Raw genomic sequence first — 24,815 nt, 5'->3', positions numbered from 1 at the left:
CTGGTTTCTTTCTACGAAAAACTAAGGGTTCGCTCGACCTGACGTGTGCAATCGAGCAAACCCTTGCAAGTGGTTAAAACATATTACTCTGCATCATCCCACCATTGACGCACAGTGCCATCTTTTAACGTAACATGACCGGTTTCACCTGCCATGTGCTTCACACGATGAGAAATTTCTTCATGACGACCGTGAGCCATAGGGCGCTGCACTGGGTTACCTAAATAACCGCAGGTGCGTTTGGTGACGTTGCACTTGTTTGGATCATTATTGCCGCACTCTGGGCACTTAAATCCTGTGTCAGTCGGTTCAAAGTCCCCCTCAAAACCGCATTCGAAGCAGTGATCAATCGGAGTATTCGTTCCCAAATAGCCAATACCAATGTTATGAGCATAATCCCATACAGCTTCCAAAGCCTTTGGATTGGATTGCAAGCTTGGGAACTCGCAGTAGTTAATAAAGCCACCGTTTGCCAAGTATGGGAAGTCGCGCTCATACGAGAGCTTTTCCATAGGAGTTGGGCGCAACCATACTGGGTAGTGGAAGGAGTTGGTGTAGAAATCATGGTCAGTAACGCCATCAATCACACCAAACTGTTCCTTATCTAAGCGAGCGAAACGGTCAGTCAAAGACTCTGCAGGCGTGGAATAAACGGAGTAATGGTATCCCTCAGCGCTATCCCAATCAACACATAAATCATGCATACGCTGCACAATCTCCAAAGCAAACTTCTTACCGTTCTCATCCCAGCTGTGATCTTGCATCCAATCTTTGCCGTAGAACATAGCTACAGTCTCATACAAACCAATATATCCGAGCGAAATAGTAGCGCGAGAACGGTTAAAGAGCTGATCTACGTTATCCCCTGGCTGCAGGCGACCAAAAGCGCCATACTGGAAGAGGGTAGGAGCGTTAATTGGAGTAGCTTCCTTACAGCGCTTAATGCGGAACTGCAAGGCTTCGTGCGCAATTTGCATACGCTGATCAAACAGCTTCCAGAAACGCTTCTTGTCACCGTGAGATTCCAAAGCAATACGAGGAATATTCACGGTAACTACGCCCAAATTCAAGCGAGAATCTTCTACATCTTCACCTGTATCCGGATCAATCCAACCGTTCAGGAAAGAACGGCAACCCATAGGCGCTTTAAAGGAGCCAGTAATCTTCACGATGTTCTCGTAGAAAACAACATCCGGATACATGCGCTTAGTAGCGCACTCCAAAGCCAACTGCTTCAAATCGTAATTTGGCTCGCCTTCCTTAGCATTTACGCCGTTCTTCACAGTAAATACAAGCTTAGGGAAAATAGCAGTGTGACGATCCTTACCCAAACCGCGAATGCGGACGAGCAAAATAGCGCGCTGGATTTCGCGAGCAAACCAATCTTGACCCAAACCAAAACCAACAGTAACAAAAGGAGTCTGACCATTGCTAATACGGTTGGAATTAATCTGATACTCCATGGTTTGCATAGCATCGTAAATATTCTTGCGCGTTAAAATCTTTGCATACACTTCGCGAATCTGCTCAAGCTCATCAACGTCATGATGGAAGGGCTCATCCATAGGCAAAGCATCACGATTTTCAAAGTGCAACCAATCAGCTTCGCGATCCTTAAAAGCAGCAATAGCGCGCTGGGCAACATCAATAGGCTCACCATCAGGGAAAACAGTGCGAGCCATCTCCATATTCTTCGCAAAATCAAGCTGAGCGTAAGTAGCCAACATCTCATCAGCGCGGTTCACCGTCTGACCGCCATACTGAGAGCCAGCAATATCCTTAATAATCTGCGTAATCTGGGTAGCAGCGGTGCCAATAGATTTAGGCGAATCCATCATGGCATTACCCAACACGAAACCATTGGCAAGCATATTGCCAAAATCAGGCAAAGAGCAGTTGGTCATTGGGGTAAATGGGCTGTAATCCGCATCATGAAAATGAATATCGCCCTTAATATGAGCATTAGCAACCTCAGAAGGAAGCATACTCATCGCGCTTGCCTTAGATACAGCACCTGCTAATAAATCGCGCTGAGTAGCGTAGACGTTGGAATCCTTATTAGCATTTTCTCGCATAATCGTTTCATCGCGATTAATGAACTTCTTAATAGCTTCGTTCACATCGCTTGCCTTAGCGCGCGCAATATCTTTATTTAAGCGCCATGACGTATAAGCCTGAGCAATCTCGTACAAATGATTATTAATAAGAGTGTGCTCTACAGCATTTTGAATATCGTCAATGCGAACATTGCCTGTATAACGACCAGCAATAGCGCTTTCTACAGTGGTTGTCATGTCTTCAATAAGACGAGAATTGCGAGAATCTAAATCTTCTCCTACCGCATGAAAGGCCGCTTCGATGGCGTGAATAATATTCATGCGATCGAAAAGAACTACTCGACCGTCGCGCTTTTCTACCTTGATATCGTTGATAGAAATGTTAACGTCTTCGAGCATGGACGCTGTCGGTGCAGTCATCATGAGCCTTCCTTTGTAAGCAGATATACGGTATGTGGTTCGTATTCAGTTGGCTTTGCTCCAGCTGGTTATAGCAAGATGTAAAGCTGCGATATGCTCTTGGCTTTGTGTGTTTCTGATGACAGTGTGCAAAGCTACACAGTGCGCGAAGCGTATGCATGATGTCTATGAACAGAAGCGATAGAGCGAAAGCGTTATCGTTTTGTGCTGAACACTGGAAGGTAATCATATGCCATAAGCAGGACTAAATACAACTAAATAAAGTGTGGATAATTATATACAACCACTATATATAGTGGTTTTTGGTCTTGTGGATAAAAGTGGATAACTTGATATTTTGGCATGATTCCGTGCGAATGTGTGGGGATAATTTTGTGCATAATGTGATGTGGCACACTAAATAACGCGCGTGTAATTTGATGAAGAAAATGTGTGGGCGTGTCGTTTGGGTTTGAGGCTATCGATTTTTTTCACGCCGTGATTGCGTTGCTGTTTTGAAGAGTTGCATTCTGGCTGAGCGCGATTAACTGTATTTGCTTAATTTTGCGCTTTGTGGTGCAAAACTTGATCTAAAATGCTCTTTATTTTTCTTTTGCTCTTTGCGTGGTTTATTGCTTTTTCAGAGTGTTGTCAATAGTTTGACGATGTAAAGGGTGTATTAAAGGAATATTTTGCTACTCCGTCCTTTCTCTCGTCTTCGCGAGAAAGAAACATGTTGATATACATATACAAGTAAACAAGTATAGAAGTTAGATGTATGTTATGAGGAAAAGTTACAACGTAGCAGATTTACATGGAAAACTTGCTGATTAAGCTTTCTGCATGGAGGAACTGTTCAGATGAATGCATGCCAGATATTGTGCATAAAAAGTGGCATAACAGGTGTATGAATCGGTTAAGTGAAATTTATTTATTACTTCTTCAGTTTTTGTGTGGCAAGCTTTACGCTTCGTGAGCAACGTGAAGGCTACAACCCTGAGAGCGCTTCTGCACACAGTATGATTGTTGTGAGTTTTATGCGCAAGCAGATAGGTAAAAGATACGGCCTGCTTGAGCCGTATTGTGAGGTCAAGTCACGTTCTAAGCTTCACGCTTGAACTCGAACGTAAAGAACAAAACAGAAAACAGGTCTTATGGGCATTCATATATGTGGTGACCTTTACGCTAGAGTTCAAATGTAAAGCCTGCCACACAATCAGTATTTTGTCCTGAAGAATATGGCTATAAAGATTAGGATCAAACACACGATACAGCAAAATGAAACGATAGCACTGTGCCATGTGCGAGTAAGTATACCAAAACCTCCGCACGCCATCGTGTACAACTCTTTTAGTACCCTTAAGACTATTGAAATATGGAATTCCAAACGTTAAGTGTATGGGAAGAATGTCTGATTTGATTGAAGAAAACGCTGCACAGAGTGCACAGAGCGTGCAAGCCGAGACCGCCGAGACCGCCGAAACCGCGGAACAAACCCAGCAGAGCCATGAGCTGAGCACTGTCGAGCGCGCAGAATTATTAATGGAACAGGACGAGGTGATTGCCGAGCGTATCAATAACGATGCCTCATTAGACGAAGCTATCGATTCGTCTAATTCTCAGTTTGGTCCCCATGCTCATCCTGAGCAGGTGCAAATGCGTGTGGCTAAGCGCGCGCTCATGCTTAAGAATGGCGCGAATCCTTATCCAGCAGAACTGCCTATTACTCACACCATTGAGGATATTCGTAAGAACTACGATGGCAAATTAGAAGCTGGCGAAGAAACGGATGATGTTGTTGCTTTGGCTGGTCGAGTCATTTTCTTGCGTAACGGCGGTGGCTTGTGCTTCGTTCAGTTGGCAGCCGGCAACGGCACTCCAATCCAAGGTATGCTCTCTAAGAAGGAAGTGGGAGCAGATAGCCTCAAGGAGTTTAAGCAGCTTGTTGATTTGGGCGATCATCTCTTTATTAAAGGTCGTGTTATCGCTTCGAAGACCGGTGAGCTGTCTATTTTCGCCAGCGAATGGCAGATTGCTAGCAAGTCTTTACGTCCTCTTCCAGCTCTGCATAAGGATTTGAACGAGGAACAGCGCACACGTAAGCCATATTTGGGCATGATTGTAGATGATAAGATGCGCACGATGGTACGTAATCGAGCATCAGTTGTTGCATCTTTGCGCCGTAACTTCGATCAGCGCGGATACATGGAGGCTGAAACGCCAATGCTTCAGGCTATCCGTGGTGGTGCAGCAGCTCGTCCATTTACCACGCATATTAACGCTTTCGATATGGATTTGTTCTTGCGTATTGCTCCAGAACTCTTCCTGAAGCGCATGCTGGTAGGCGGCATTGACCGTGTCTTTGAAATTAACCGCGCTTTCCGTAACGAAGGTGCAGACGGAACTCACGCTCCAGAGTTCACCACTTTGGAAGCCTACGAAGCGTACGGCACCTACGACACGATGGCAGAACTGACTCAGTCTCTCGTGCAGCAAGCCGCTATTGATACCTTCGGTTCTACAGTTGTCACTTTGGCTGACGGCAGCGAATATGATTTGGGGGGGCAGTGGCGCCAACTCGATATTTACGAGTCTCTGTCTGAGAAGCTTGGTGAAGAAATTACCCCAGAAACGACTGTAGAAACTCTCGGTGCATTCGCTGATAAGTTGGGTGTTGAGCGTGAAGATGTAGAAAATCACGGTAAGCTTGTGGAAAATCTGTGGGAGCACTTCTACACAGAAGACCCTCATCAGCTGTGGGAACCAACCTTCGTGCGCGATTTCCCTGTAGAAACTTCGCCGCTGACCAAGTCTCATCGTTCGAAGCCAGGTCAAGTGGAGAAGTGGGATTTGTATGTGCGCGGTTTTGAGCTGGGAACTGCATATTCCGAGCTCAACGATCCAGTTGTTCAGCGTGAGCGTTTCGTTGCTCAGGCAAAGATGGCTTTAGCCGGTGATGATGAAGCTATGGATATTGATGAAGACTTCCTTGAAGCACTGGGCTTGGGTATGCCTCCTGCCGGCGGTATGGGTATGGGTATTGACCGTCTGTTGATTGCTATGACGGGCGCAACTATCCGTGAAACCATTACCTTCCCTCTCGTTAAGCCTTTAAATAGCTAGTTCATGATTATATGGTGTGAGTAATTCTCGCACCATATTTTTATGTACACCACGAAGTTTAAGGAGCTCAAGTGTGCGAAAAAGTTCGGATGATTATTGCCGGATCTCGACCGCGCACATGGGCTCTTTCTGTCTGCCCCGTAATTATTGCTGGGTTAAGCGCATACTTAGATCGAGACCATTGCGGGCAGTTACCACGAGTTATCTTTTATGAAGACCTCGTGCTGCTCGGTCTTGCTGTTTTAGTGGCACTGAGTCTGCAAATATGCGCGAACTTTGTTAATGATTATCTTGATGGCGTGCGAGGTGTAGATACATCGCGTGCTGCTGATGCGCCGCAGCGTTTAAATGCACTTCCTTGTGGAGCGCATATCTCGCATTCTTGTGCATGGATCACTGCGATTATTGGCATTATTGCCGGTTGTGCGGCTGTGTGGATAAGTCAGGATTATTGGCTTCTTGGGGTAGGAGCTGTGTGCGTAGCGGCTGCGTGGGGATATTCCAGTTTTTTGAGCGCTCGCGGTTTTGGAGAGCTTCTTGCGTTCGTATTTTTTGGACCAGTACTCGTTTTTTCTGTCAGCGTTATGCTAACCGAGCGTATAGGAGCGTACGGTATTGCCGCAAGTATTCAATGCGGCTTAGTCAGCGCTCTCGTCATGCTTATCAATAATATGCGTGACCGCGTAAGCGATAAAAAAGTTCATAAAAATACTATCGTTGTGCGCTGGGGTATAGATAAAACGGTACAGGGCGCTCATCTATGCGTGTTTATTGTATGGGCGGTAAACCTTATGTATGCGCTTTCTGTATATCATATTATGGGCACGCAATTAATCAGTGATTTAGGAGTTCTGTATCTTCTGACGGCTGCTGCAGTTATTACTGTAAGTTGGAAGGCCTTACGGTGCGTGCGGATTGCAGTATACGAGCAGCACTATTATCGTGGTGCTTTTATCTTTATGAATCAGCTGATGCTTGCTCTGGCAGTAAATTATCTGCTTATGTTTATTCTTTTGATGGCTTCCTAGTCGTCAACGCGCTCTAAACTATAAAGCATGACTTACAAGTTAGTATTGCTCCGTCACGGACAGAGCGCATGGAATAAGACAAACCAGTTCACCGGTTGGGTAGATGTACCTTTGACCGAACAGGGCGTTGAAGAAGCAAAGCGAGGAGGCGAGCTTCTCAAGGAGAAGAACGTACTTCCAGACATCGTTTTCACTTCTCTTCTTCGTCGTGCCATTAACACTGCAAATATTGCTTTGGATTCCGCAGATCGTTTGTGGATTCCAGTAGAGCGCAACTGGCGTTTGAATGAGCGTCACTACGGTGCTTTGCAGGGTAAGAACAAGTCTGAAATTCGTCAGGAATACGGTGACGAAAAGTTCATGATTTGGCGTCGTTCTTACGCAACACCACCACCAGAGATCGATCCAAACGATCAGTACTCTCAGAACGGTGACCCACGCTATACTGGCGCAGACGTTCCAGAAACTGAAGCTTTGGCAAATGTGGTAACTCGCGTAACCCCTTACTGGGAAGAAACAATCAAGCCTCAGCTTGCTGCAGGTAAGACAGTTCTTATCGCAGCACACGGCAACTCTCTGCGCGCAATCGTAAAGATGCTCGACGGCTTGAGCGAGGACGAAATTGCACAGGTTAACATTCCTACTGCAATCCCACTGCTCTACGAATTGGATGAGAACTTTAAGCCAATCAAGCCACGCGGTGAATACCTCGATCCTGAAGCAGCAGCAGCAGGTGCAGCAGCTGTAGCAAACCAGGGTAAGTAAGAGTTAAACTCTTCTTCAATCGCCTCTGAGAAATCAGAGGCGATTTTGTTTTATGGGAGGAAATGTGCAGGGGTATGAGGTGGCGTATTTCTACTAGGCAAGGCGAGTAGTATTGAAGGCACTTTTCGCGCGAAAAGTCAATGAAAACACTTCTGCAACGACGCGCATTACGCATTACAGAGTTGAGGGGATTGTCATGTTCAATAAAAGAATAATAACGAGCATTTTTACTATAATTTGTGCTGTATTTTACTCTTCTGTCTATTGCCGGGGTTACATTGGCTGCGTTTTCAGTTATTCAAGATGAGTTTTCGCAGTTTCCTGAATATGAATGGATTCACGCCCCAATCCTGTGTTTGTGCGCGCTTATCCCTATCCCGATTTGTGTGTGGGTAATCTATACATCTTGGTGTTTTAGTGTCTGGTATAAGAGATTCAACATCAGCCGGCTCAATACTTATCTGCGTGTGAGTTTTTGGCTTGCTATTGCGCAGGCAGTAGTTGGATTTGCTTTACCTTTTACGGTTTCGCATTTTCTTCATGGGGGTAATCCTGCCATGGTTATTGCATGGGTTGCGATGACTGCAGTTCCTTTGTTTATTGCATGTCTTATTGCTCAAACGAGAAGACTTTTACCTATCGCAGATACCTATCGCAGAAAAGTAAAGACATACAGTCATACTGATAGTCTTAGAACTACGAAAGAATGCTCGTAGACTTTACTGAATATCCCACTGAATATCTCAGAATCAGGAACGCTACAGTATAGCGTTCCTTTTTATTGTCCAGAAACACTCCATCAGCAGGCGTAATGCGATATTCGCGTCTGCTCAGAAAGAACATACATGAAATTTGAAGAATTAGGTCTAAGCTCTCACATGCTCCGCGCCGTGAGCGATATGGGTTTTGAAGAAGCTTCACCTATTCAGGAAGCCGCCATTCCGGTTATTTTGCGCGGTCACGATATTATTGGTCAGTCACAAACAGGTTCGGGTAAAACTGCGTCCTTTGGAATCCCGGTTCTTGAAAAAGTCAATGCTTCTGTGCGTAGTGCGCAGGTGCTGGTGCTGTCTCCTACGCGCGAACTGGTCATTCAGTCTGCTCAAGAGTTGCATCATCTCTCGAAATATATGCATGGTGTGCGCATTTTGCCGGTCTACGGTGGGGCAGATATGGCTCGCCAAATTCGTGGTCTTAAGGAAGGCGTGCAGATTATTATTGGCACTCCTGGTCGCGTGATGGATCACTTGCGTCGCGGAACCATTGAAACGCAAGGCATTCATACCGTTGTTTTAGATGAAGCTGATGAAATGCTTAACATGGGTTTCCGCGAAGACATCGAAACGATTTTGGATCAGATGCCTGAAGAGAACCGTCAGGTTATCCTCTTTTCTGCAACTATGCCACAAGCAATTATGGATATTGCGCAGAAATATCAGCATGATGCTCAGCATGTGCAGGTTGCTCAAACAGAGCTGACTGTTCCTCAAATCGATCAGTATTATTACGATGTGCGTCGCAAAGATAAAACCGACGTTTTAACGCGGTTACTTGATTTTTATTCCCCTAAATTATCGCTTGTTTTTTGCAATACGAAAGCAATGGTCGATACTTTAGCTGAGCAGTTACAGGTGCGCGGTTACGTGGCTGAGGGTTTGCATGGTGATATGAAGCAGTCTGCGCGAGACCGTGTGATGAAAAAGTTCCGTACAGGAACAACAGAAATTTTGATTGCCACCGACGTTGCTGCTCGAGGTATTGACGTTGATGATGTAGAAGCTGTTTTTAACTACGATATTCCTCGCGAAGCTGAGTATTACGTGCATCGCATCGGTCGTACGGGTCGCGCGGGACGAGCAGGCCGCGCTTTCAGTTTTGTGCGCGGTAAAGAAGTATATCGTTTGCGAGATATTCAAAAGTACTGCAAAACGAAAATCATATCGCAGCATATCCCAACCATAGCTGATGTTAACGCTATTAAAACTGAAAAAATCATGGATGATATCGCTCGCACTATTGAGAACGATAATCTTCACGACATGATTGATGTTATTGATAATCAAGTTAATACTTCTGATTACACGGCTATGGATATTGCTGCTGCTTTCTTAAAGTTAGCGCTTGATGCAACGGGAGATAACGGAGAGACCGCGCGCGAACAGACAGACGATGAAGTTATGCCGTGGGATGACGATAAACGTTCTGGCAAGAAAAAGCACAAGGAATATAAAGAGCGTAAAAACCGTAAAGACCGTAAACTTCACCTCGTTAATGAAGAGGTTGAAGAAGGTATGGTGCGTTTTAAGATAAGCCTTGGCAAGAAGCATGGTATTCGTCCAAACGATATTGTGCGCATTATTTCGAGCGAAGCGCATATCCCTGGAAAAGTTATTGGCGCTATCGGGCTAAAAGATTCGGTTAGCTACGTAGAGTTACCAACTGATTTATCGTCAACAGTACTGAAATCGCTGAAAAAAGCTAAGTTCAAAGATAAAAAGTTGGGCTTAGAACTCGCGTATAAAAAGAAGTAAAGAAACAAGGGCGCAACACATAATGCTGCGCCCTTGTTTCTTAATCAGTTTTAATCGCCATCAGTATCGACGCCAATATAGTGGGACGGATCCTTTGTTGGATCAAAACCAGAGACCATATAGATCAAGCGGCGGCCAATAGACACCGAGTGATCTCCAATGCGCTCGTAATAGCGGCTGAGCAAAACAGTATCAATCGTCTGCTCAACAGTTGCGTTCCACGCATCCGAGCGAGCAATGGCATACACAGATTCAAAAAGCTTATCCATCTCATCATCGCTCATAATGAGCTTTTGTGTGGCAACTTCATCATGCGTATCCATTAAATCAACCAAAGTCTGTGTGGTGCGCTGGGCAAAAGCCTGCATTTTCACAAAAATATCCATGACTTGAGGAGCCAGAGGAGACTCAGGATACGTGCTTCGCGCCGTTTCGGCAATATGGCGAGCTAAATCGCCCATGCGTTCCAGTAGGGAAGCGATGCTCATAGTAGACACAACCACACGCAAATCAGTGGCAACGGGGCTTTGCTTGGCGAGCAAAATAACGCACTGATTGTTAATCGAAGCCTCCAAAGCGTCAATACGAGCGTCGCCATCAATCACGTCTTGAGCCACTTCAATATTGTTGTTAAACAATGCCTCACCAGCTCGTTCTACCGCCTTATGCACGGCAATAGTCATGGTAGTTAAATCTGTAGCGACTTGATGCAGTTCTTCATTGAAAAGTGCGCGCATGGCAGCTCCCTTACACATGGCTTGTGGTGTGGCGTTTACTGTGTCTTATTTTAGAGTATGCCCGTGTCTTTTGAGGTGTCGCGTGCTGCATTTTCGATGGCGCAAATGTTTCGGCTCAGCATATGCCACAATAGAGATATGAGTTTTGATGTAACGTCCATAGTCGCACTGCTTATTTTTATTGTGATGGCTGTGATTTGCGTGGGATGGCTGTTCTCCCTAGCGTGGAGATGGCTGTCTCCGCTCGTGGCGGATAGTAAGGGCTTCTGGCATACTTTGCGCTCACTGGGATGGCGTGTGAAGTATGTGCGGCGTAGACGTTTGCGCCGTCGCATTAACCATTCCATCGACGATGATGATGACGACGATGACGATGATGACGACGAACTCGATTCCATGACTATTCGCGTGCTTTCAGCCATGGATACAGCCACTATTGTGGTCGATGGTGATGATGAAGTGGAGCGTGCTTCGTCTTCAACATATCGCTGGGGAATCGTTCACAATGATGAAATTGTGAACAAAGAAATTCTGCAAGCTATTCACGATATTCGTGCTGGAGCAGGAACGAAAAAATTCAATGTTGTGACGCATACAGCAGACGATCTTGTGCATGAAGATGAAGCGTCAGTTCCCGTTACGCGACCTCACTGGCTGGCTGTTACTGTCAGCGCTATTAGTGAGCACTATATTGTTGTTTTTATTACGAATAACAGTGAAACAAAACGTTTCGCCCAAACCCGCGATGATTTTATTGAAAACGTTGCACAGCAATTAATCAATTCCACTGACGATATGCTTTCTATCGGCAAGCGATGGGAGTCAATGCCCGATGACACTGTGAATGCAGACGGTAAGGTTGTTTCTGCTCAAGCACGACACTTGCATAAGTTAGTTTCTGATCTTATGCTGCTCATGAAAGCTCAAGAAAGAGTGGAGCCAAGCGAAGAGAACTTGGTGAATTTGGGTGAGATTGTTCAGCACGAGCTTAACGCGATTACTCCAACGCGCGGTATTCAGCTGCATGCACGCATATCTGATTCTATTCGCGTTCATGCTAGCTCCGTACAAATTTGCGCTGCTGTGCGCAAACTCGTAGAAAATGCTATTCATTATTCCAAAGATAATGCTGTGGTCAGTGTTGTGGTAGATGTTGCGCAAGATCCGTCTTTTGCTGTTATTCGCGTTATTGATACCGGAAAGGGCGTTAGTAAGTCCGAGCAAACACGCATTTTTGAGCGTTTTTACCGCGGATCGACTGAGCCGTTTGACGATGATGACGCTGTTGGTTTAGGCTTAGCGATTGTTAAGCATGTTGCTTTGACGCATCACGGTACTGTAACTTTGTGGAGCGCTCCTGGACAGGGAAGTACTTTTAACTTCTTTATTCCGCTGGCTTAAGGGTTTTTACTGCTGCATGAGGGCTAACAGTCGGTAGATATGACGATTATAGGTTTCCCAAATCATTGCAGCTACACCAATTCCTAATCCCCACATGGTCAGAATAAACTCGTGATACAGTACTCCTTTCCATAAGAAAAGCGTGCCACATGCGAGAGCAACACACAGCCACAGAGCAGTACCGACCATAAAAATAATATGGAGATCTACCTGCTCGGCCTGTGGCGTAGCTTTTCGATGTTCAGGATCGAAAATTGGCGTAATTTTCATAGTTCCTACTCTAAAACTGTTCGACGACCTCAGAGTGTGTCTTAACGGTTTGCCCGCATCTGTTCAACCACTGCATCTACGCAATGCGTCAGCGCTTCTACATCATCCGTATCCACAGATGGGAAAACGCCAATGCGCAGTTGGTTGCGCCCCAGCCCGCGATACCCAGACACATCCACGATGCCGTTAGCCCGCAAAGCGCGCGTAATCTCACTCGCCGACAACTCCTCATCAATATCAATGGTGACCACCACAGTTGACCGTGCACCTTCATTCAACACAAATGGGGTAGCGTAATCGCTGGTCTCAGCCCATCGATACAACACGGAAGCAGAATGGGTGCAATGTTCCTGAGCCCAATCGAGACCACCCTGCTTAATTAGCCAATCAATCTGATTGTTCATAAGCAATAAGGTAGCTAAAGCTGGAGTATTCAGTGTTTGATGCTTGCGCGAATTAGCTACTGCCTTAGTGAAAGACAAGAATGGCGGAACCCACCGTCCTTCTTCCGGATGTTCAGCTGCACGCGCTTCAATTTTCTCAGCTCGCTCAATGGCAGCAGGCGACACAATAGCTACCCACAGACCTCCATCAGAGCCGAATCCCTTCTGAGGGGAGAAATAATACACGTCAATCTCACGCGGATCAATCACTGTTCCAGCAGCTGCGGATGTGCCATCTACGAGCATCAGCGCATCCGAGCGTGCCCCAGTAACGCGGTGAACAGGAGCTAGAACACCGGTTGATGTTTCGTTATGTGCCCACGCAAAAACATCAGCATCAGAAGCATCGCCGGTTGCCCTAGGCAGAGCGTACATGCCATAATTAGCCTTAAAAATAACTGGGGCGTCAATAAACGGAGTGTTTGCCACGCTCGCAGCAAACTTTGCGCTAAATGAGCCGAAAGAACCAAACGCAGCTTTTTTCTCAATCAAACATGCGCACGCCATATCCCAAAAAGCAGTAGCCCCACCGTTGCCCATAACTACTTCGTAATCAGCGGGAAGCTTGTAGAGGTTGCGAATACCGTTTTGAATAGACTCAACAACATCCTTAATCGGCTGCTGACGATGTGATGTGCCCATAAGCTGCGCGCCCTCTTGCGTGAGGTACTCAAGCTGAGCCTCGCGGATTTTGCTAGGGCCAGAGCCAAAACGACCGTCTGCAGGAAGCATGGTGATATCGAGAAGTGTTGTGTCAGTCATACTCACAATATACTCATAGCGCGGGGCAATGGGCGGGAGGGGATGTTGGGAAGAGGTTTGGAGGACGGGCTGGGGAGGTGAGGACGGGCTGGGGAGAGGCTGGGGAGGCGCGGCGCTTTGTTAGGCGAGGCGCAAGAAGTTTGTGAAGCGAACCTAAGAGACCAGACCTAAAAGAAGTGAAACGAGCCAACGGATGTAGAAACAGTTTTGTCTTCCCTAGCAAACAAAACTCCAGTTCGCACCACTTTCACTTTTTACGAAAATTTCTATCAGTGTTTTCCCCTAGGGTATGGCTTCTATTAGAATAACCGAGGTTGACCATTTTAAGGAGTGATTTTTATGAAGCATGCAGCGCCTAAAGCGACCGTAAGCCACAAGCGCTCTGCTAAGCACAGTACTGCAAAGCATGCACGTATCAACACTCCTGTTGCAACCGTTTCTTTGGAAGAAGCCGTTGTTCGTGAGGTTAACGCAATGCCTCGCACACGTCGTGAACGTCGTGCATATGCGCAGGCTCGCGCTCGCAAAAATCGCTTTACTGCTTCCAGTGCTGTTACTCTTTTGCTCGGAACTGTGGGAACTGCAGTAGTTTCTTCTGTTTTTGCGACAAATAGTAATCTTTTTGAGCGTACTGTTGCAGTTGCTGCTGAAGCAGATCAAAATAACGGTTCTTCTGCTGTTAATGTTGCCAATACTTCAACAGTTTCTCGTTCTGAGGAACGTGACGCTAAAACACAGTTTTTGTCTGAAACTGCATCGGTTACCACATCTGACTTAACTCCATGGAATGTGGAAGATGGTGCTACCAGCATTGATGTGCAAAGCTTGGTGAAAGCTCCATCTCATGCCACTGGTGATTCTGGTAATGCTTATCCATTCTCCCAGTGCACATGGTGGGCTTATACTCGTCGTCATCAGCTGGGTCTGCCAGTTGGCTCCTACTTCGGTAACGGTGGACAGTGGGCAAACTCTGCTCGTGCTCTGGGTTACTCTGTGGATAATACTCCTCAGGTTGGCGATGTTATGGTATTCCTGCCAGGTCAGGAAGGTGCTGATCCAGTTTATGGTCACGTGGCCATCGTAGAGAAAATTAACGCTGACGGTTCTGTTGTTACTTCTGAAAGCGGTGCGGTGATGAACGGTAAGACGTACACGCGCACAATCTCTAATCCATCGCGCTTCCAGTTTATTCACGAGTAAAACTCGTTGGCATTATTCTGTACAAGATTACTTTATGTAAAACCTCTTAGATTCTTTTGATACAGATAAGCTCGTTTAATTTATAGTTTTTCCGTGACGATATTCGGATTTTGTGCAAGACTTTAGTATTTTGTTGCTCTTCGAACTTAGCGGGGTTTAGAGGCGAGTATTGCCTAGTAGGTTCTAGTTGCTAGTCACGCACCTTCAACCTCAAAACCCCGCTAAGTCCGAGAGCTGATATAGTTTCGGTGCACTACTTGCCATAAAAAGCGTAATAACCGTTCAAACCGCTCAACTGCAGTCGCGCGCAATAAGCATAGCGCATAAACGCGAGACCCATAAACCTCGCGCAATTAGCCCCCGTCCACCAGCCCCTCCCCCCAAAAACAATAAACTCGCCGTCAATTGTTCATAACGCACCTCTTTATGAAACCCCGTAGCGCGCGTAAAAAATTCCGCGTTAGAATGGGTGTAGGAACGAACAAGGAGGTGTTCCCTATGTCGCGCTATGAAAAGGCTATTTTAGTTGGCGTTGATGGATCGGATGCTGCTTATAAAGCGGTATGGTGGGCTGCTAACTATGCGCATCACGCAGGATTAACCTTACACATTGTATCTGCATATACGTTGCCAAGTTATTCCTCGGTATCTTTTGATAATACTTTTACTGCGCCAGGAGATGATGCAGCATCTCGTCGTGACGCTCAAGAAATTTTGAGCCGCGCTAAGGCGATTGCTACTAAGCAGGGCGTAGAAGTAACGACTTTGATTGTTACCGGCGAGCCATCGGCTGTGTTCATTGAACTGTCGCGCAACTATAACTTGGTTGTGATTGGAAACCGCGGCAAGGGTGGACTGGCTGAGCGCCTGCTCGGTACCACATCTTCGAGCTTGCCTGCATATGCTTACTGTCCAATTGTGGTTGTTCCTTATACTGACGATGAGGGCAATAAGGTTCACTTGAACAATCAGATTACGCATGTTGTGGTAAATTCTGATGAATCCAAGTGGGGAGTTAAGGCTCTGGAAATTGCCGCTGAGTTTGCACATTCTTGGGGTGCGCGATTGCAGGTTATTAGCGCTGTTCCTATGCTCGGCAGCCTCAGCGATGAAGACATGCAAAGCGTTAAAGATTCTTATACCGACGATTTGCACGCTCGATTGGCTCCGTTGCGCGCTAAGTATCCGCAGCTTGACATTGAGGAGCAAGTAGCTGTGGGCGCTTCGGTTGATGCATTAGAAGCCGCTTTGTCGGACAACGATATTGTGGTGGTTGGTTCGCGTGGACGCGGCGGATTAACGGGCTTGCTTTTCGGCTCTGTGAGCCAGTCGCTCTTACAGCATTCAGATAAGCCGGTGTATGTTGTTCCTCGCCGATACGTTTTGGCTGAAGAGAACGAGATGCATGACGAGCCGCTTACCGATATTGGCGGCGTTGAGTCTGTTCAGGTAGAGCAGGCTGAGGTGAGCGAGCTTGAAAGCCTCGAACGGACAATTGATCCGCGTCGATAGTTTATTGCTCCTCTTGAGTTTATGCTCGAGAGGAGCTTTTGTATGCGTTGTCTGTTGTCATTTACATAGCTGAGCTTAGCCGTACCTGGTAAAGCTTTTGCCAGGTTTGATTTTGGTGCGGCACAGCATATTTTGTTTGGTTATTCTTGTGACAGACGAGGAGCTTGAGTGGTTCACGAAACATACTGTGGATAGCATTCCATGATTTACAAACGAATACTTCGGTTGCTATAAAAATGGACTCCAGCGTTGTTAGCGTTGCGCGCTCACAACTTCCACGCACCTGCAACCTAAAAACCTCACAGCCACCACTAAAATCCGATGAACCACATTTACTCATCTACACGTCGAGCTACCTACTGAGCTACCCACCACTTACACAAAATCCAGACACCCTCGGATACTTCATAAGCTAAGCCCCACCCGTCGCCCCACGCGCAAACTGCACAACAAAATCCCCCCTGAACCAAGCAAAGCAGTTCGAGGGGGGGGAAAAAATTAGAGCCTAAATGAAGCTTTAGTGGCGAATATCCACATCCATGCGAACAGGAGTTTCAATCTCGTAGGTGTGCTTCACTGTGCAACCCTTATCTACGTGACGGCGGATACGCTCAGCAAGCTTTTCAGCAGCAGCCTGATCCAGTCCTGCCTCCATAGCGTCAACCACAAGCTGTTCGTTGAAGTTTAAGTAACGATCATTTTCTGGATCATAAGTGCCGTCAACAACAATGCGTGCGCCCTTACCTTCACCAAGAGCGGACTCTACAGCAAACTGACTAGACAAAGCAGCACAACCTGCTAAAGCAATTTTTGTTAAATCTCCAGGAGAGAACAAACCTTTATCGCTGCTGCGTCCGAACTTAATGTGTGCACCATCATCACTGAAAGCGTCCCACGAGCCGTCCTTGTTTCGCTCAACCCACAAGCGTGCCATAATATCTCCTTCGAAAATGTGTGTACTAATATATCTACTCTACAATGAATCCTCGGCTCTGTGCACAAAGTATCGCTAACAGATACTAAACGTATGCCAAACTCAGTAAACCTTCCGCAAATAATTAGCAAACGCAATCACAAAACATAATCACCAAACGTAATCATCAAATAAAATCACCAAACATAGCCTTACGTAAGATTTCTCTAAGAACGCAACAACCTGCAAGCGCGGCAAAGCGAAGCGTGCTAATCTCTAATCTATGGCACTAACACAGCAAGAGCTTGACGCAATCCGCGCTCGTATTCCGCAGCGTCCTCAAACAGATATTCCAATGCCGTACGAAGATACGGTGCGTGATATTTTACTCAATGGCGATTTAAAGTCAGACCGCACGGGAACGGGAACAGTGTCTGTTTTTGGTCGTCAAATGCGTTTTGATTTACGTGAGTCTTTCCCGCTGCTCACCACTAAACGTGTGTTTTTCAAGGGAATTGCTTACGAGTTGCTTTGGTTCCTCAAAGGATCAAGCAATATTAATTGGCTGCTTGAGCATAACGTGCATATTTGGGACGAGTGGGCTGACGAGAACGGCGATCTTGGTCCGGTTTATGGCGTGCAGTGGCGTAGTTGGCCAGCTCCAACCCAGGATGATCCGGAACATACCATCGATCAGATTACAAACGTGCTGAACCTACTCAAAACGAACCCTGATTCTCGTCGTATGATTGTTACTGCTTGGAATCCTGCGGAAGTAGAAGATATGGCTTTGCCGCCATGTCATTCGCTGTTCCAGTTCTACGTGTCAGAAGGTCGCTTGTCTTGCCAGCTGTACCAGCGCTCGGCAGACATGTTCTTGGGTGTGCCGTTTAACATCGCTTCATACGCTCTGCTCACGTTGATGATGGCTCAGCAGGCTGGCTTAGAACCTGGAGAATTTGTATGGACAGGCGGTGACTGCCATATTTACGATAATCATATGGAGCAGGTTCTCGAACAGCTTTCTCGCGAACCGTACCCATATCCTCAGCTTCAGCTGAAAAAAGCCGCCAGCTTAGAAGAGTATGATTTCAGCGATTTTGTGATTGAGAACTACCAGTATCATCCGACGATTAAGGCGCCGGTAGCTGTTTAACTGTGGGCAGGGTTTTTGCCTACTTGCTTTGTTACACTGTATCTCGTATCTATTGCGTAGCTAGCTTGAGGCTTGCTTCAGCTAGCCTGCGCAACAGTGCTGCAGTAATTTAAGGAGACAAACGACATGGAGCACGATAGTAGTCGCAGTGGCTACCACCAACCTCAGCCCGCGTCGGCCGGGCATAACTTCCGCAGATTTTTGGAAGAAGCCGACGAGTGGAACGGTGAAAACATTGATGATTCCATGGATTCCGCTCGACCTCATATAAAACTTATTTGGGCGCAAGCCTACAATCTTCAGGGAAAGCCAGGAGCTATTGGTTTCCATGGCACTATGCCGTGGCATTTGCGTGAAGATATGAAGTATTTTAAGGAACGCACTATTTTGCATCCGGTGATTATGGGACGCAAAACATGGGAATCCTTGCCAGAGAACTTCCGTCCGTTGTCGAACCGCGATAATTACGTAGTTTCGAGTAATCCCTCTTTTGTAGCGCCTGGAGCTACGGTAGTGCAAAACTTGGAAACAGCTATAGAATTGGCAACTCAGCCCCCTATTCCTGATGACGGTGTGCGCCGAGACGAAGTATGGATTATCGGTGGCGCTCGCATGTATGAGCAGTCGCTAAATATTGCTGATGAAGTGTATATTACCGATATTGATTTAGCCGTTGAAGCTGATGCATACGCCCCGGATGTAGAAACAGGATGGCGTCATAGTGTGTGGAGCGAAGAGATTATTCAGGACTGGACCGCTCCCGCTGATTCGTCCAGCGCGATTAAAGGTTACCGTTTCCGCGTTCTTAAGCGCACGCAAGATTAAAAGAGCAAGACTACGAAGGAGAAAAACTTTATGTATACCATCATGACGGTGTGCACAGGAAATATTTGCCGTTCCCCTATGGCAGAAATCGTGTTGCGCAAGTACGTAGAAGACGCTGGGCTTGCAGACCGCGTGCAAGTAAAGTCCTCGGGCGTCTCCTCGGAAGAGCATGGCAACCCTATTGATCGTCGTGCTCAGAAAGCTTTACGCGCTCGCGGATACGAGCTGCCTGCACATCATTTTGCGCATCGTATTTCTCGCGATGAAATTGAAGAAACTGACCTCTTTTTGCCTATGACATCTTCTCATAAGCAATCATTGCTGCGTCAGATCCCTCGTTCAGATTATTCTGAGGTACACATGTATCGCAGCTTTGATCCAGATTTGCCACATGTTACAGAATCCGAGGAATATCGTATTGATTTAGCTGATCCTTGGTATGGAGGACCGGAAGACTTCGAGATTGCTTTGGATCAGATTGAGCAAGCAGCTCCTTATATTATTGATTGGGTTAGCCAGCAGCTGGACTAATACGCGCTGAAAATAAATGGGTGCCTGCTGTTCATGAGCAAGGCGCCCGTTCTACGAAGAAGAAGTTGAAAGATTTAATTGACTAATTGGTCATAGCGCTCCTTACTAATAAAGCCCGTCTTGACTACTACATCAAGATTTGATTTTGTTAAGGTAATCGGGTCAAGAAGGCTCGATTCCACATTTTTAGCACCGTTGTTCATTGTGCCGTTAATACTACTTGGCTTCTTGCCTTCAGCAATCTGCACAATCATGGCATAAACCGAATCTGCAAGCTCTGCAACATCCTTGAAAACAGTCATGCTTTGCAAGTCTTTAGCAATATTCGATACCGAAATTTCGTTTGCGTCCTGACCGGTGATAATTGGCCAGTTATCGCTGCCCGGCTTCATGTCTGGACGCTTAACTTGCAGAGCGTTAATCATGCCTTGAGTCAAATCATCGTTAGGGCATAAGACAGCGTCCAGCTTCTCATCGTGTGCATAACTCGAATCCAGAATTGACTCCATATCAATCTGTGTTTGTTCGGTCTTCCATGACATAACTGAGATAGACTGCCATTTATCTACGGTGGAGTTTCCATCGACACCGCCGCCGTGCTTAGATAGACTGCGAAGAACACCGCTCTTGAAGTATGGCTGCAGTAAGTCCCACGCTCCCTTGAAGAAGTACTTAGCATTATTATCATCTGGGGAACCGGTAAAGACCTCCATATTGAATGGACCTTTTGCTCCCTTGTCTAATCCAAGCTTATCGATGATGTATTTCGCTTGCAGCTCACCAACTTTTTCCAGCTGGAAGGTTGCGTAATAGTCCACTGCTTGGGTGTTCATAATTAAGCGATTGTAAGCGATAACTTTTGCGCCTGCTTCGTGAGCTTTTTCTACTGCAGGACCAACAGAAGTTCCATCTTTTGCGCCAACCACAATAATTTTGGCATTGTTGTTGACCATATTTTCAATGTCCGCATTCTGTTGTGCTGGTTTATCATCAGCATACGAAAGAATGACTTTGTATCCTGCTTTTTCGAGTTTATTCTTGAGGTTACGGCCATCTTTATTCCAACGTTCAGCGGATTTTGTTGGCATCGAAATACCTATAGTTGCACCTTTTTCTAATGATTGCGTTGACTGCGCGCCGCCTCGAGCACTAGAACAAGCTCCTAACCCCACAAGCATGGAAGCAGCGGCGATAAAAGCAACAGCTTTCCTCTCAATTGACATATTTCTCCCTAAAGTCATCATTAACTTTATGAAATTAACGTATTCACGATATGTTAGGAATCACAACATCTTCATTGTGATTTCTTGGAGTGAATGACTCAAGTCTAACATTCTTATGTTCAGTTCTTAAAGACAATATTTAGTTCTGTTATGCAAAAAATTTCAAATCCGTTGAAAACTATAGAAAAATCGCACGTAAAAAATGTTCGAGTCTCGGCGTGTCGTAGTTACTTTGTGTGAGTTTGAGCATTGTAAAAAGTACAATGATTTACCAAGAAAATTGGCATAAATACTATAAAATAACGGTGTTTCTCTACAAAATTTATTGAGAATTTTATAGTAAATATCTAAAATATGCTTATGTGAACATTCACATAACTGAACATAGAATACATCCTCTTGCGTTTAAGACATGCATTCTAAAGTTTTGTGCTTCTGTGTGCTCAGTGGCGTACAATCGCACTAGTGACTAAAACGATGGTGTTATGAAAGGAAGTAATGAATCCCTACCTTCCCGCAGGTGAATACATTCCCGATGCTGAACCGTATATTTTCGGCGATCGTGTATATATTTATGGTTCGCACGATAAGTTTGGAGCGCCAATTTTCTGCGTTGGTGATTATGTGTGCTGGTCTGCGCCTGTATCTGATCTTACTGATTGGCGCTATGAAGGTGTTATATACAAGAAAAATCAAGATCCGAAAAATAAACTAGGACTGCGCTTACTTTTTGCTCCAGATGTGTGTCAAGGTGCAGACGGGCGGTTCTATCTGTATTATGCCTTTGATTTTATGGGAATAATGGGTGTTGCTGTTTCGAGCTGCCCAACAGGACCTTTTGAATTCTATGGTCACGTGCATTACGCTGATGGAACCTTATGGGGGCGTAAAACAGGTGATTCTCTTCCTTTTGATCCTGCTGTCTTAGTAGATGACGATAACCGAGTATTTTTATACTCAGGTTTTTATACGCCCGTTCCAGCAGTAATAACCGGTGGACGCAAGCTACGCACAGACGGGGGAGTAGTTCTCGAACTTGAGTCAGATATGCTTACCATCAGAACGCCTGAAAACTTATCTTCCCTAAACAGGGTGAGGGGTCGTTCAATAATCATGAATTTTTTGAAGCAAGTTCAATTCGCAAATATAACGGTCTCTATTATTTTGTGTATTCCTCTCGACATAATCATGAGTTATGTTATGCAGTCAGTACTTCTCCCACGCATGGCTTTAGATTTATGGGGACTTTAGTCAGTATTGGCGATCTTTTCTTGCATAGTAACGACGAAAATCATGCGAATAATTACTTGGGTAATACGCACGGCGGATTGTTACGTTTAGAAGATGATTTTTATATCTTTTATCATCGTCAAACAAACCGCAGTTCATATGCTCGCCAAGCGTGCGTAGAAAAACTGAGCTACGAGCGAGACGAATATGGGGCATATCGTTTTAATCAGGCAGAAATAACCAGCAGCGGTGTATGCGAAAGCCTGAGCCTCTCTCAGCCAATAGAAGCGCGCCTTGCGTGCAATCTGTGGGCTCATGGACATAAAACAGGCCGTTATGACGCGAAAAATCCGCGAAAATTGTTTGCCAGTCATCCGTATTTTACCCAGGATGAGAGAGACGTTGCTCAGGGTCTAGGTGCAACGCAGTACGTTGCGCATATGGGCGATGGGGCAACGGCAGGCTTTAAATATGTGCGTACCGAACAGTTGCGTGCAGTCAGAAGTATATCGGTGAGAGCACGTGCGAATAAGCAGAGTCCGCAGCAGATTTGTGGGCGCATAATTGTATCTGCCGATGAGAGCGGGCGGCAGGTGCTTGCAGATATTCCTGTGCGCAACTGTTCTTCGCAATGGAGTGATTTTTCGGCTTCATGTATTCTGAGAACAGAAAAACTAGCGGAAGCGTATAGTGCTCTCTATATTCGTTTTGAGGGCGAAGGGGCTGTTGATTTGCTCTCTGTGCGTTTTGCATAAAGAAAGCTTGGGCGGGCAACCCAAGCTTTCTATCTACGAAAAAGGAGAGGAAGTTATGTATTAATTCTTCGTAAGTTCATCGAACCTTTCTTGACTAATAAAACCTGCCTTAACTACTTCATCTAAGTTATCTTTAGTGAGTACAACTGGATCGAGAAGATCGGAATTAACATCGCGCACACCGTTGTTCATTGTGCCGTTCGTTTTTACTTCCTTGCCTTCAGCAATCTGAACAATCATTTCGTAAACAGCATCTGCCAGCTTAGCTACGTCCTTGAAAACGGTCATGCTTTGCAAGTCTTTGGCGATATTCGATACAGCGATTTCATTGGCATCTTGACCAGTAATGACTGGCCAGTTTTCAGTTCCAGGCTTCATATCAGGGCGCTTCGTTTCAATAGCGTTAATCACGCCCTGCGCTAAATCGTCGTTTGGCGTAAGTACTGCGTCGAGCTTTTCGTCATGTGCATAGCTGGAATCTAAGATTGATTCCATATCCTTTTGAGTTTGCTCTGTTTTCCAACTCATAACGGAAATAGCCTGCCACTGATCAATAGTGAAATTGCCGTCCACGCCGCCGCCATGCTTGGAGAGAGCCTTGAGCACGCCGCTCTTAAAGTAAGGCTGCAGTAAGTTCCATGCCCCCTTGAAGAAGTACTTGGCATTATTATCATCCGGAGAACCAGTAAAGACCTCTACGTTGAACGGGCCGGTTGCGCCCTTTTCTAGTCCAAGCTTGTCGATGATATATTTTGCCTGCAGTTCGCCAACTTTTTCCAGCTGGAAGGTTGCATAATAATCTACTGCTTGGGTGTTCATAATTAAGCGATCGTAGGCAATAACTTTCGCGCCGGCTTCGTGAGCTTTTTCTACTGCAGGACCAACTGATGTGCCGTCCTTTGCTGCAACTACGATAATTTTGGCATTGTTGTTCACCATGTTTTCAATGTCTGCATTTTGCTGTGCTGGCTTATCGTCGGCATAGGAGAGGATGACTTTGTATCCTGCTTTTTCGAGTTTATCCTTGAGATTGCGACCGTCCTTGTTCCATCTTTCCATTGATTTCGTTGGCATAGAAATACCGATGGTTGCTCCTTTATCTAAGGCTTCGGAGTTGCCTGAACCACTCGCGCCACGAGATGATGAGCAGGCAGCCATTCCTAACACCATTGCTGAAGCAGCTATTGCGGCCAGTATTTTCTTTTTGATATTCATGTGTCTCCCTCAAGTTGTTGCAATTGTTTATTTATCTGGATGCTTTGTTTTGTTGGTAAGTTGCTCGAAGCTTCGCTGCTTCGAGAGGCTGTGTTTAGCTTGTGAATTCAATAATAGCACGGTTAGTTAAATGAATAAACTAACCAGAGGGTTGAATGCGAGAAGAATGGTTGAAAATAGTGTGATGTGGGTTACGAAAATATATCTTGGTTGTGGATGTGTCGGCGTGTCGCATTTTTTGGGGAGGGGGGAGTTTAAGGGTGTGAAAATGGTTGGTTTGTTTTAGTCTTAAGATGTGAAACGAAAAATTAAAAATAAACCGTACGTTATTCATTCTATTGTGATTTTGCGTGGTTTGGTACGTTGAAAATGTTGTTGAGTCTTTGCTTTGATGTGGGCTGGTTTTTGTTCGCATTTTTTGTTGTTAGTTTATTCTTTGTTTTGTGTAGTGTGTAGTGTTCTGGTTTAATTGTGGCAGGGTTTTTGTATTCCAAAGATGTATGAAGGCGATTGGTATTCCATCATGTCACCCCCACATATAGTGGCTTGTTCGAGATCTTTGACACTCATGAGTGTACGTTCTCGTATAAGTTCTGTTTTATACGCACCATTGACACTTTGGGCTAACGCGTTATCATACGAGTGATCAATCGAGCCAGTAGACACAATCATCGCACACTGATCAAGCCTGCCTTGATACCCATCACTCATATAGCGAACCCTGTGATCTAATTGAACC

General features: G+C 45.7%; 21 protein-coding genes and 1 pseudogene. 14 read left to right on the top strand and 8 right to left on the bottom strand.

Going from position 1 to position 24,815, the window contains the following annotated elements; all coding sequences use genetic code 11:
• Nucleotides 1-83 precede the first annotated feature (83 nt).
• The gene (gene nrdD / locus G464_RS0104435; protein ID WP_049215573.1) at nucleotides 84-2,477 is read right to left on the bottom strand and encodes an anaerobic ribonucleoside-triphosphate reductase; all 2,394 of its coding nucleotides are present in this window, start codon (nucleotides 2,475-2,477) and stop codon (nucleotides 84-86) included.
• A 932-nt stretch (nucleotides 2,478-3,409) separates the two neighbouring features.
• On the opposite strand from nrdD, the gene G464_RS10105 reads away from it, so the two are divergent.
• The 6 genes from G464_RS10105 to G464_RS0104415 all read left to right on the top strand — a co-directional run bounded on the left by G464_RS10105 (nucleotide 3,410) and on the right by G464_RS0104415 (nucleotide 9,903).
• Nucleotides 3,410-3,574 (top strand): hypothetical protein, encoded by a 165-nt coding sequence (locus G464_RS10105; RefSeq protein ID WP_155640489.1) that lies wholly within the window; start codon nucleotides 3,410-3,412, stop codon nucleotides 3,572-3,574.
• Nucleotides 3,575-3,872: 298 nt separating this feature from the next.
• On the top strand, nucleotides 3,873-5,579 hold the full coding sequence (gene lysS, locus G464_RS0104430; protein WP_420834443.1) for a lysine--tRNA ligase: 1,707 nt from the start codon (nucleotides 3,873-3,875) through the stop codon (nucleotides 5,577-5,579).
• 71 nt (nucleotides 5,580-5,650) lie between these two features.
• Nucleotides 5,651-6,607 (top strand): prenyltransferase, encoded by a 957-nt coding sequence (locus tag G464_RS09680; protein ID WP_155237054.1) that lies wholly within the window; start codon nucleotides 5,651-5,653, stop codon nucleotides 6,605-6,607.
• Between the two features lie 27 nt (nucleotides 6,608-6,634).
• Complete coding sequence (locus tag G464_RS0104420; protein WP_021617624.1) at nucleotides 6,635-7,372, top strand: phosphoglyceromutase; 738 nt, start codon at nucleotides 6,635-6,637, stop codon at nucleotides 7,370-7,372.
• Nucleotides 7,373-7,839: 467 nt separating this feature from the next.
• Nucleotides 7,840-8,088 (top strand): hypothetical protein, encoded by a 249-nt coding sequence (locus tag G464_RS10055; RefSeq protein ID WP_152670860.1) that lies wholly within the window; start codon nucleotides 7,840-7,842, stop codon nucleotides 8,086-8,088.
• A 129-nt stretch (nucleotides 8,089-8,217) separates the two neighbouring features.
• The gene (locus tag G464_RS0104415; protein ID WP_022856890.1) at nucleotides 8,218-9,903 is read left to right on the top strand and encodes a DEAD/DEAH box helicase; all 1,686 of its coding nucleotides are present in this window, start codon (nucleotides 8,218-8,220) and stop codon (nucleotides 9,901-9,903) included.
• A 50-nt stretch (nucleotides 9,904-9,953) separates the two neighbouring features.
• Here the strand turns inward: G464_RS0104415 and phoU are convergent, their stop codons facing one another.
• Nucleotides 9,954-10,640 (bottom strand): phosphate signaling complex protein PhoU, encoded by a 687-nt coding sequence (gene phoU, locus G464_RS0104410; RefSeq protein WP_022856889.1) that lies wholly within the window; start codon nucleotides 10,638-10,640, stop codon nucleotides 9,954-9,956.
• Between the two features lie 138 nt (nucleotides 10,641-10,778).
• Here phoU and G464_RS0104405 point away from each other — a divergent pair, with 138 nt between their 5' ends.
• On the top strand, nucleotides 10,779-12,041 hold the full coding sequence (locus tag G464_RS0104405) for a sensor histidine kinase (protein ID WP_022856888.1): 1,263 nt from the start codon (nucleotides 10,779-10,781) through the stop codon (nucleotides 12,039-12,041).
• Between the two features lie 6 nt (nucleotides 12,042-12,047).
• Here the strand turns inward: G464_RS0104405 and G464_RS0104400 are convergent, their stop codons facing one another.
• Complete coding sequence (locus G464_RS0104400; protein WP_022856887.1) at nucleotides 12,048-12,311, bottom strand: hypothetical protein; 264 nt, start codon at nucleotides 12,309-12,311, stop codon at nucleotides 12,048-12,050.
• 41 nt (nucleotides 12,312-12,352) lie between these two features.
• Nucleotides 12,353-13,516 (bottom strand): phosphoserine transaminase, encoded by a 1,164-nt coding sequence (serC, locus tag G464_RS0104395; protein ID WP_022856886.1) that lies wholly within the window; start codon nucleotides 13,514-13,516, stop codon nucleotides 12,353-12,355.
• Nucleotides 13,517-13,855: 339 nt separating this feature from the next.
• Between serC and G464_RS0104390 the strand changes: the two genes are divergently transcribed.
• Together G464_RS0104390 and G464_RS0104385 are read left to right on the top strand one after the other, a co-directional pair.
• Entirely contained in the window at nucleotides 13,856-14,716 is an 861-nt protein-coding gene (locus G464_RS0104390) for a CHAP domain-containing protein (RefSeq protein ID WP_022856885.1), read from the top strand.
• A 498-nt stretch (nucleotides 14,717-15,214) separates the two neighbouring features.
• A complete protein-coding gene (locus tag G464_RS0104385; protein WP_026472607.1) occupies nucleotides 15,215-16,228 on the top strand; it encodes a universal stress protein in 1,014 nt (337 codons plus the stop codon).
• A 517-nt stretch (nucleotides 16,229-16,745) separates the two neighbouring features.
• Here the strand turns inward: G464_RS0104385 and G464_RS0104380 are convergent.
• The gene (locus tag G464_RS0104380) at nucleotides 16,746-17,165 is read right to left on the bottom strand and encodes an OsmC family protein (RefSeq protein ID WP_101541489.1); all 420 of its coding nucleotides are present in this window, start codon (nucleotides 17,163-17,165) and stop codon (nucleotides 16,746-16,748) included.
• 259 nt (nucleotides 17,166-17,424) lie between these two features.
• Here G464_RS0104380 and G464_RS0104375 point away from each other — a divergent pair, with 259 nt between their 5' ends.
• The 3 genes from G464_RS0104375 (at nucleotide 17,425) to G464_RS0104365 (ending at nucleotide 19,653) form a co-directional block, all read left to right on the top strand.
• Nucleotides 17,425-18,297 carry a thymidylate synthase gene (locus G464_RS0104375; protein WP_021617637.1) on the top strand — a complete coding sequence of 291 codons (873 nt, stop codon included), beginning with the start codon at nucleotides 17,425-17,427 and terminating at the stop codon, nucleotides 18,295-18,297.
• Between the two features lie 126 nt (nucleotides 18,298-18,423).
• Nucleotides 18,424-19,122, top strand: a complete 699-nt coding sequence (locus G464_RS0104370) for a dihydrofolate reductase (protein ID WP_021617638.1) — start codon at nucleotides 18,424-18,426, stop codon at nucleotides 19,120-19,122.
• 30 nt (nucleotides 19,123-19,152) lie between these two features.
• On the top strand, nucleotides 19,153-19,653 hold the full coding sequence (locus G464_RS0104365; RefSeq protein ID WP_022856883.1) for a low molecular weight protein-tyrosine-phosphatase: 501 nt from the start codon (nucleotides 19,153-19,155) through the stop codon (nucleotides 19,651-19,653).
• Nucleotides 19,654-19,727: 74 nt separating this feature from the next.
• Here G464_RS0104365 and G464_RS0104360 read toward each other — a convergent pair whose 3' ends face one another.
• Complete coding sequence (locus G464_RS0104360) at nucleotides 19,728-20,876, bottom strand: substrate-binding domain-containing protein (protein ID WP_022856882.1); 1,149 nt, start codon at nucleotides 20,874-20,876, stop codon at nucleotides 19,728-19,730.
• Nucleotides 20,877-21,374: 498 nt separating this feature from the next.
• Here G464_RS0104360 and G464_RS10325 point away from each other — a divergent pair, with 498 nt between their 5' ends.
• On the top strand, nucleotides 21,375-22,127 hold the full coding sequence (locus G464_RS10325; protein ID WP_244264118.1) for a family 43 glycosylhydrolase: 753 nt from the start codon (nucleotides 21,375-21,377) through the stop codon (nucleotides 22,125-22,127).
• Nucleotides 22,115-22,861, top strand: a complete 747-nt coding sequence (locus G464_RS10320) for a hypothetical protein (protein ID WP_244264117.1) — start codon at nucleotides 22,115-22,117, stop codon at nucleotides 22,859-22,861. Before G464_RS10325 ends, G464_RS10320 begins: the two co-directional genes overlap by 13 nt.
• A 60-nt stretch (nucleotides 22,862-22,921) precedes the next feature.
• Here G464_RS10320 and G464_RS0104350 read toward each other — a convergent pair whose 3' ends face one another.
• Complete coding sequence (locus tag G464_RS0104350; protein ID WP_022856881.1) at nucleotides 22,922-24,076, bottom strand: substrate-binding domain-containing protein; 1,155 nt, start codon at nucleotides 24,074-24,076, stop codon at nucleotides 22,922-22,924.
• A 465-nt stretch (nucleotides 24,077-24,541) separates the two neighbouring features.
• A pseudogene (locus tag G464_RS10210) lies at nucleotides 24,542-24,815 on the bottom strand (hypothetical protein); the annotation flags it as partial.

This window comes from Alloscardovia omnicolens DSM 21503 (assembly GCF_000420505.1).
Classification (GTDB): Bacteria; Actinomycetota; Actinomycetes; order Actinomycetales; family Bifidobacteriaceae; genus Alloscardovia; species Alloscardovia omnicolens.
The sequence above is the reverse complement of the archived record's forward strand: the minus strand, read 5'-3'. Positions and strand labels throughout refer to the sequence as shown.

Excerpts from the sequence above, each read along its gene's own strand:
- nrdD (WP_049215573.1), bottom strand. The coding sequence starts at position 2,477 with ATGACTGCACCGACAGCGTCCATGCTCGAAGACGTTAACATTTCTATC.
- G464_RS0104420 (WP_021617624.1), top strand. The coding sequence starts at position 6,635 with ATGACTTACAAGTTAGTATTGCTCCGTCACGGACAGAGCGCATGGAAT.
- G464_RS0104415 (WP_022856890.1), top strand. The coding sequence starts at position 8,218 with ATGAAATTTGAAGAATTAGGTCTAAGCTCTCACATGCTCCGCGCCGTG.
- phoU (WP_022856889.1), bottom strand. The coding sequence starts at position 10,640 with ATGCGCGCACTTTTCAATGAAGAACTGCATCAAGTCGCTACAGATTTA.
- G464_RS0104405 (WP_022856888.1), top strand. The coding sequence starts at position 10,779 with ATGAGTTTTGATGTAACGTCCATAGTCGCACTGCTTATTTTTATTGTG.
- G464_RS0104400 (WP_022856887.1), bottom strand. The coding sequence starts at position 12,311 with ATGAAAATTACGCCAATTTTCGATCCTGAACATCGAAAAGCTACGCCA.
- serC (WP_022856886.1), bottom strand. The coding sequence starts at position 13,516 with ATGACTGACACAACACTTCTCGATATCACCATGCTTCCTGCAGACGGT.
- G464_RS0104390 (WP_022856885.1), top strand. The coding sequence starts at position 13,856 with ATGAAGCATGCAGCGCCTAAAGCGACCGTAAGCCACAAGCGCTCTGCT.
- G464_RS0104385 (WP_026472607.1), top strand. The coding sequence starts at position 15,215 with ATGTCGCGCTATGAAAAGGCTATTTTAGTTGGCGTTGATGGATCGGAT.
- G464_RS0104375 (WP_021617637.1), top strand. The coding sequence starts at position 17,425 with ATGGCACTAACACAGCAAGAGCTTGACGCAATCCGCGCTCGTATTCCG.
- G464_RS0104370 (WP_021617638.1), top strand. The coding sequence starts at position 18,424 with ATGGAGCACGATAGTAGTCGCAGTGGCTACCACCAACCTCAGCCCGCG.
- G464_RS0104365 (WP_022856883.1), top strand. The coding sequence starts at position 19,153 with ATGTATACCATCATGACGGTGTGCACAGGAAATATTTGCCGTTCCCCT.
- G464_RS0104360 (WP_022856882.1), bottom strand. The coding sequence starts at position 20,876 with ATGTCAATTGAGAGGAAAGCTGTTGCTTTTATCGCCGCTGCTTCCATG.
- G464_RS10325 (WP_244264118.1), top strand. The coding sequence starts at position 21,375 with ATGAATCCCTACCTTCCCGCAGGTGAATACATTCCCGATGCTGAACCG.
- G464_RS10320 (WP_244264117.1), top strand. The coding sequence starts at position 22,115 with ATGGGGACTTTAGTCAGTATTGGCGATCTTTTCTTGCATAGTAACGAC.
- G464_RS0104350 (WP_022856881.1), bottom strand. The coding sequence starts at position 24,076 with ATGAATATCAAAAAGAAAATACTGGCCGCAATAGCTGCTTCAGCAATG.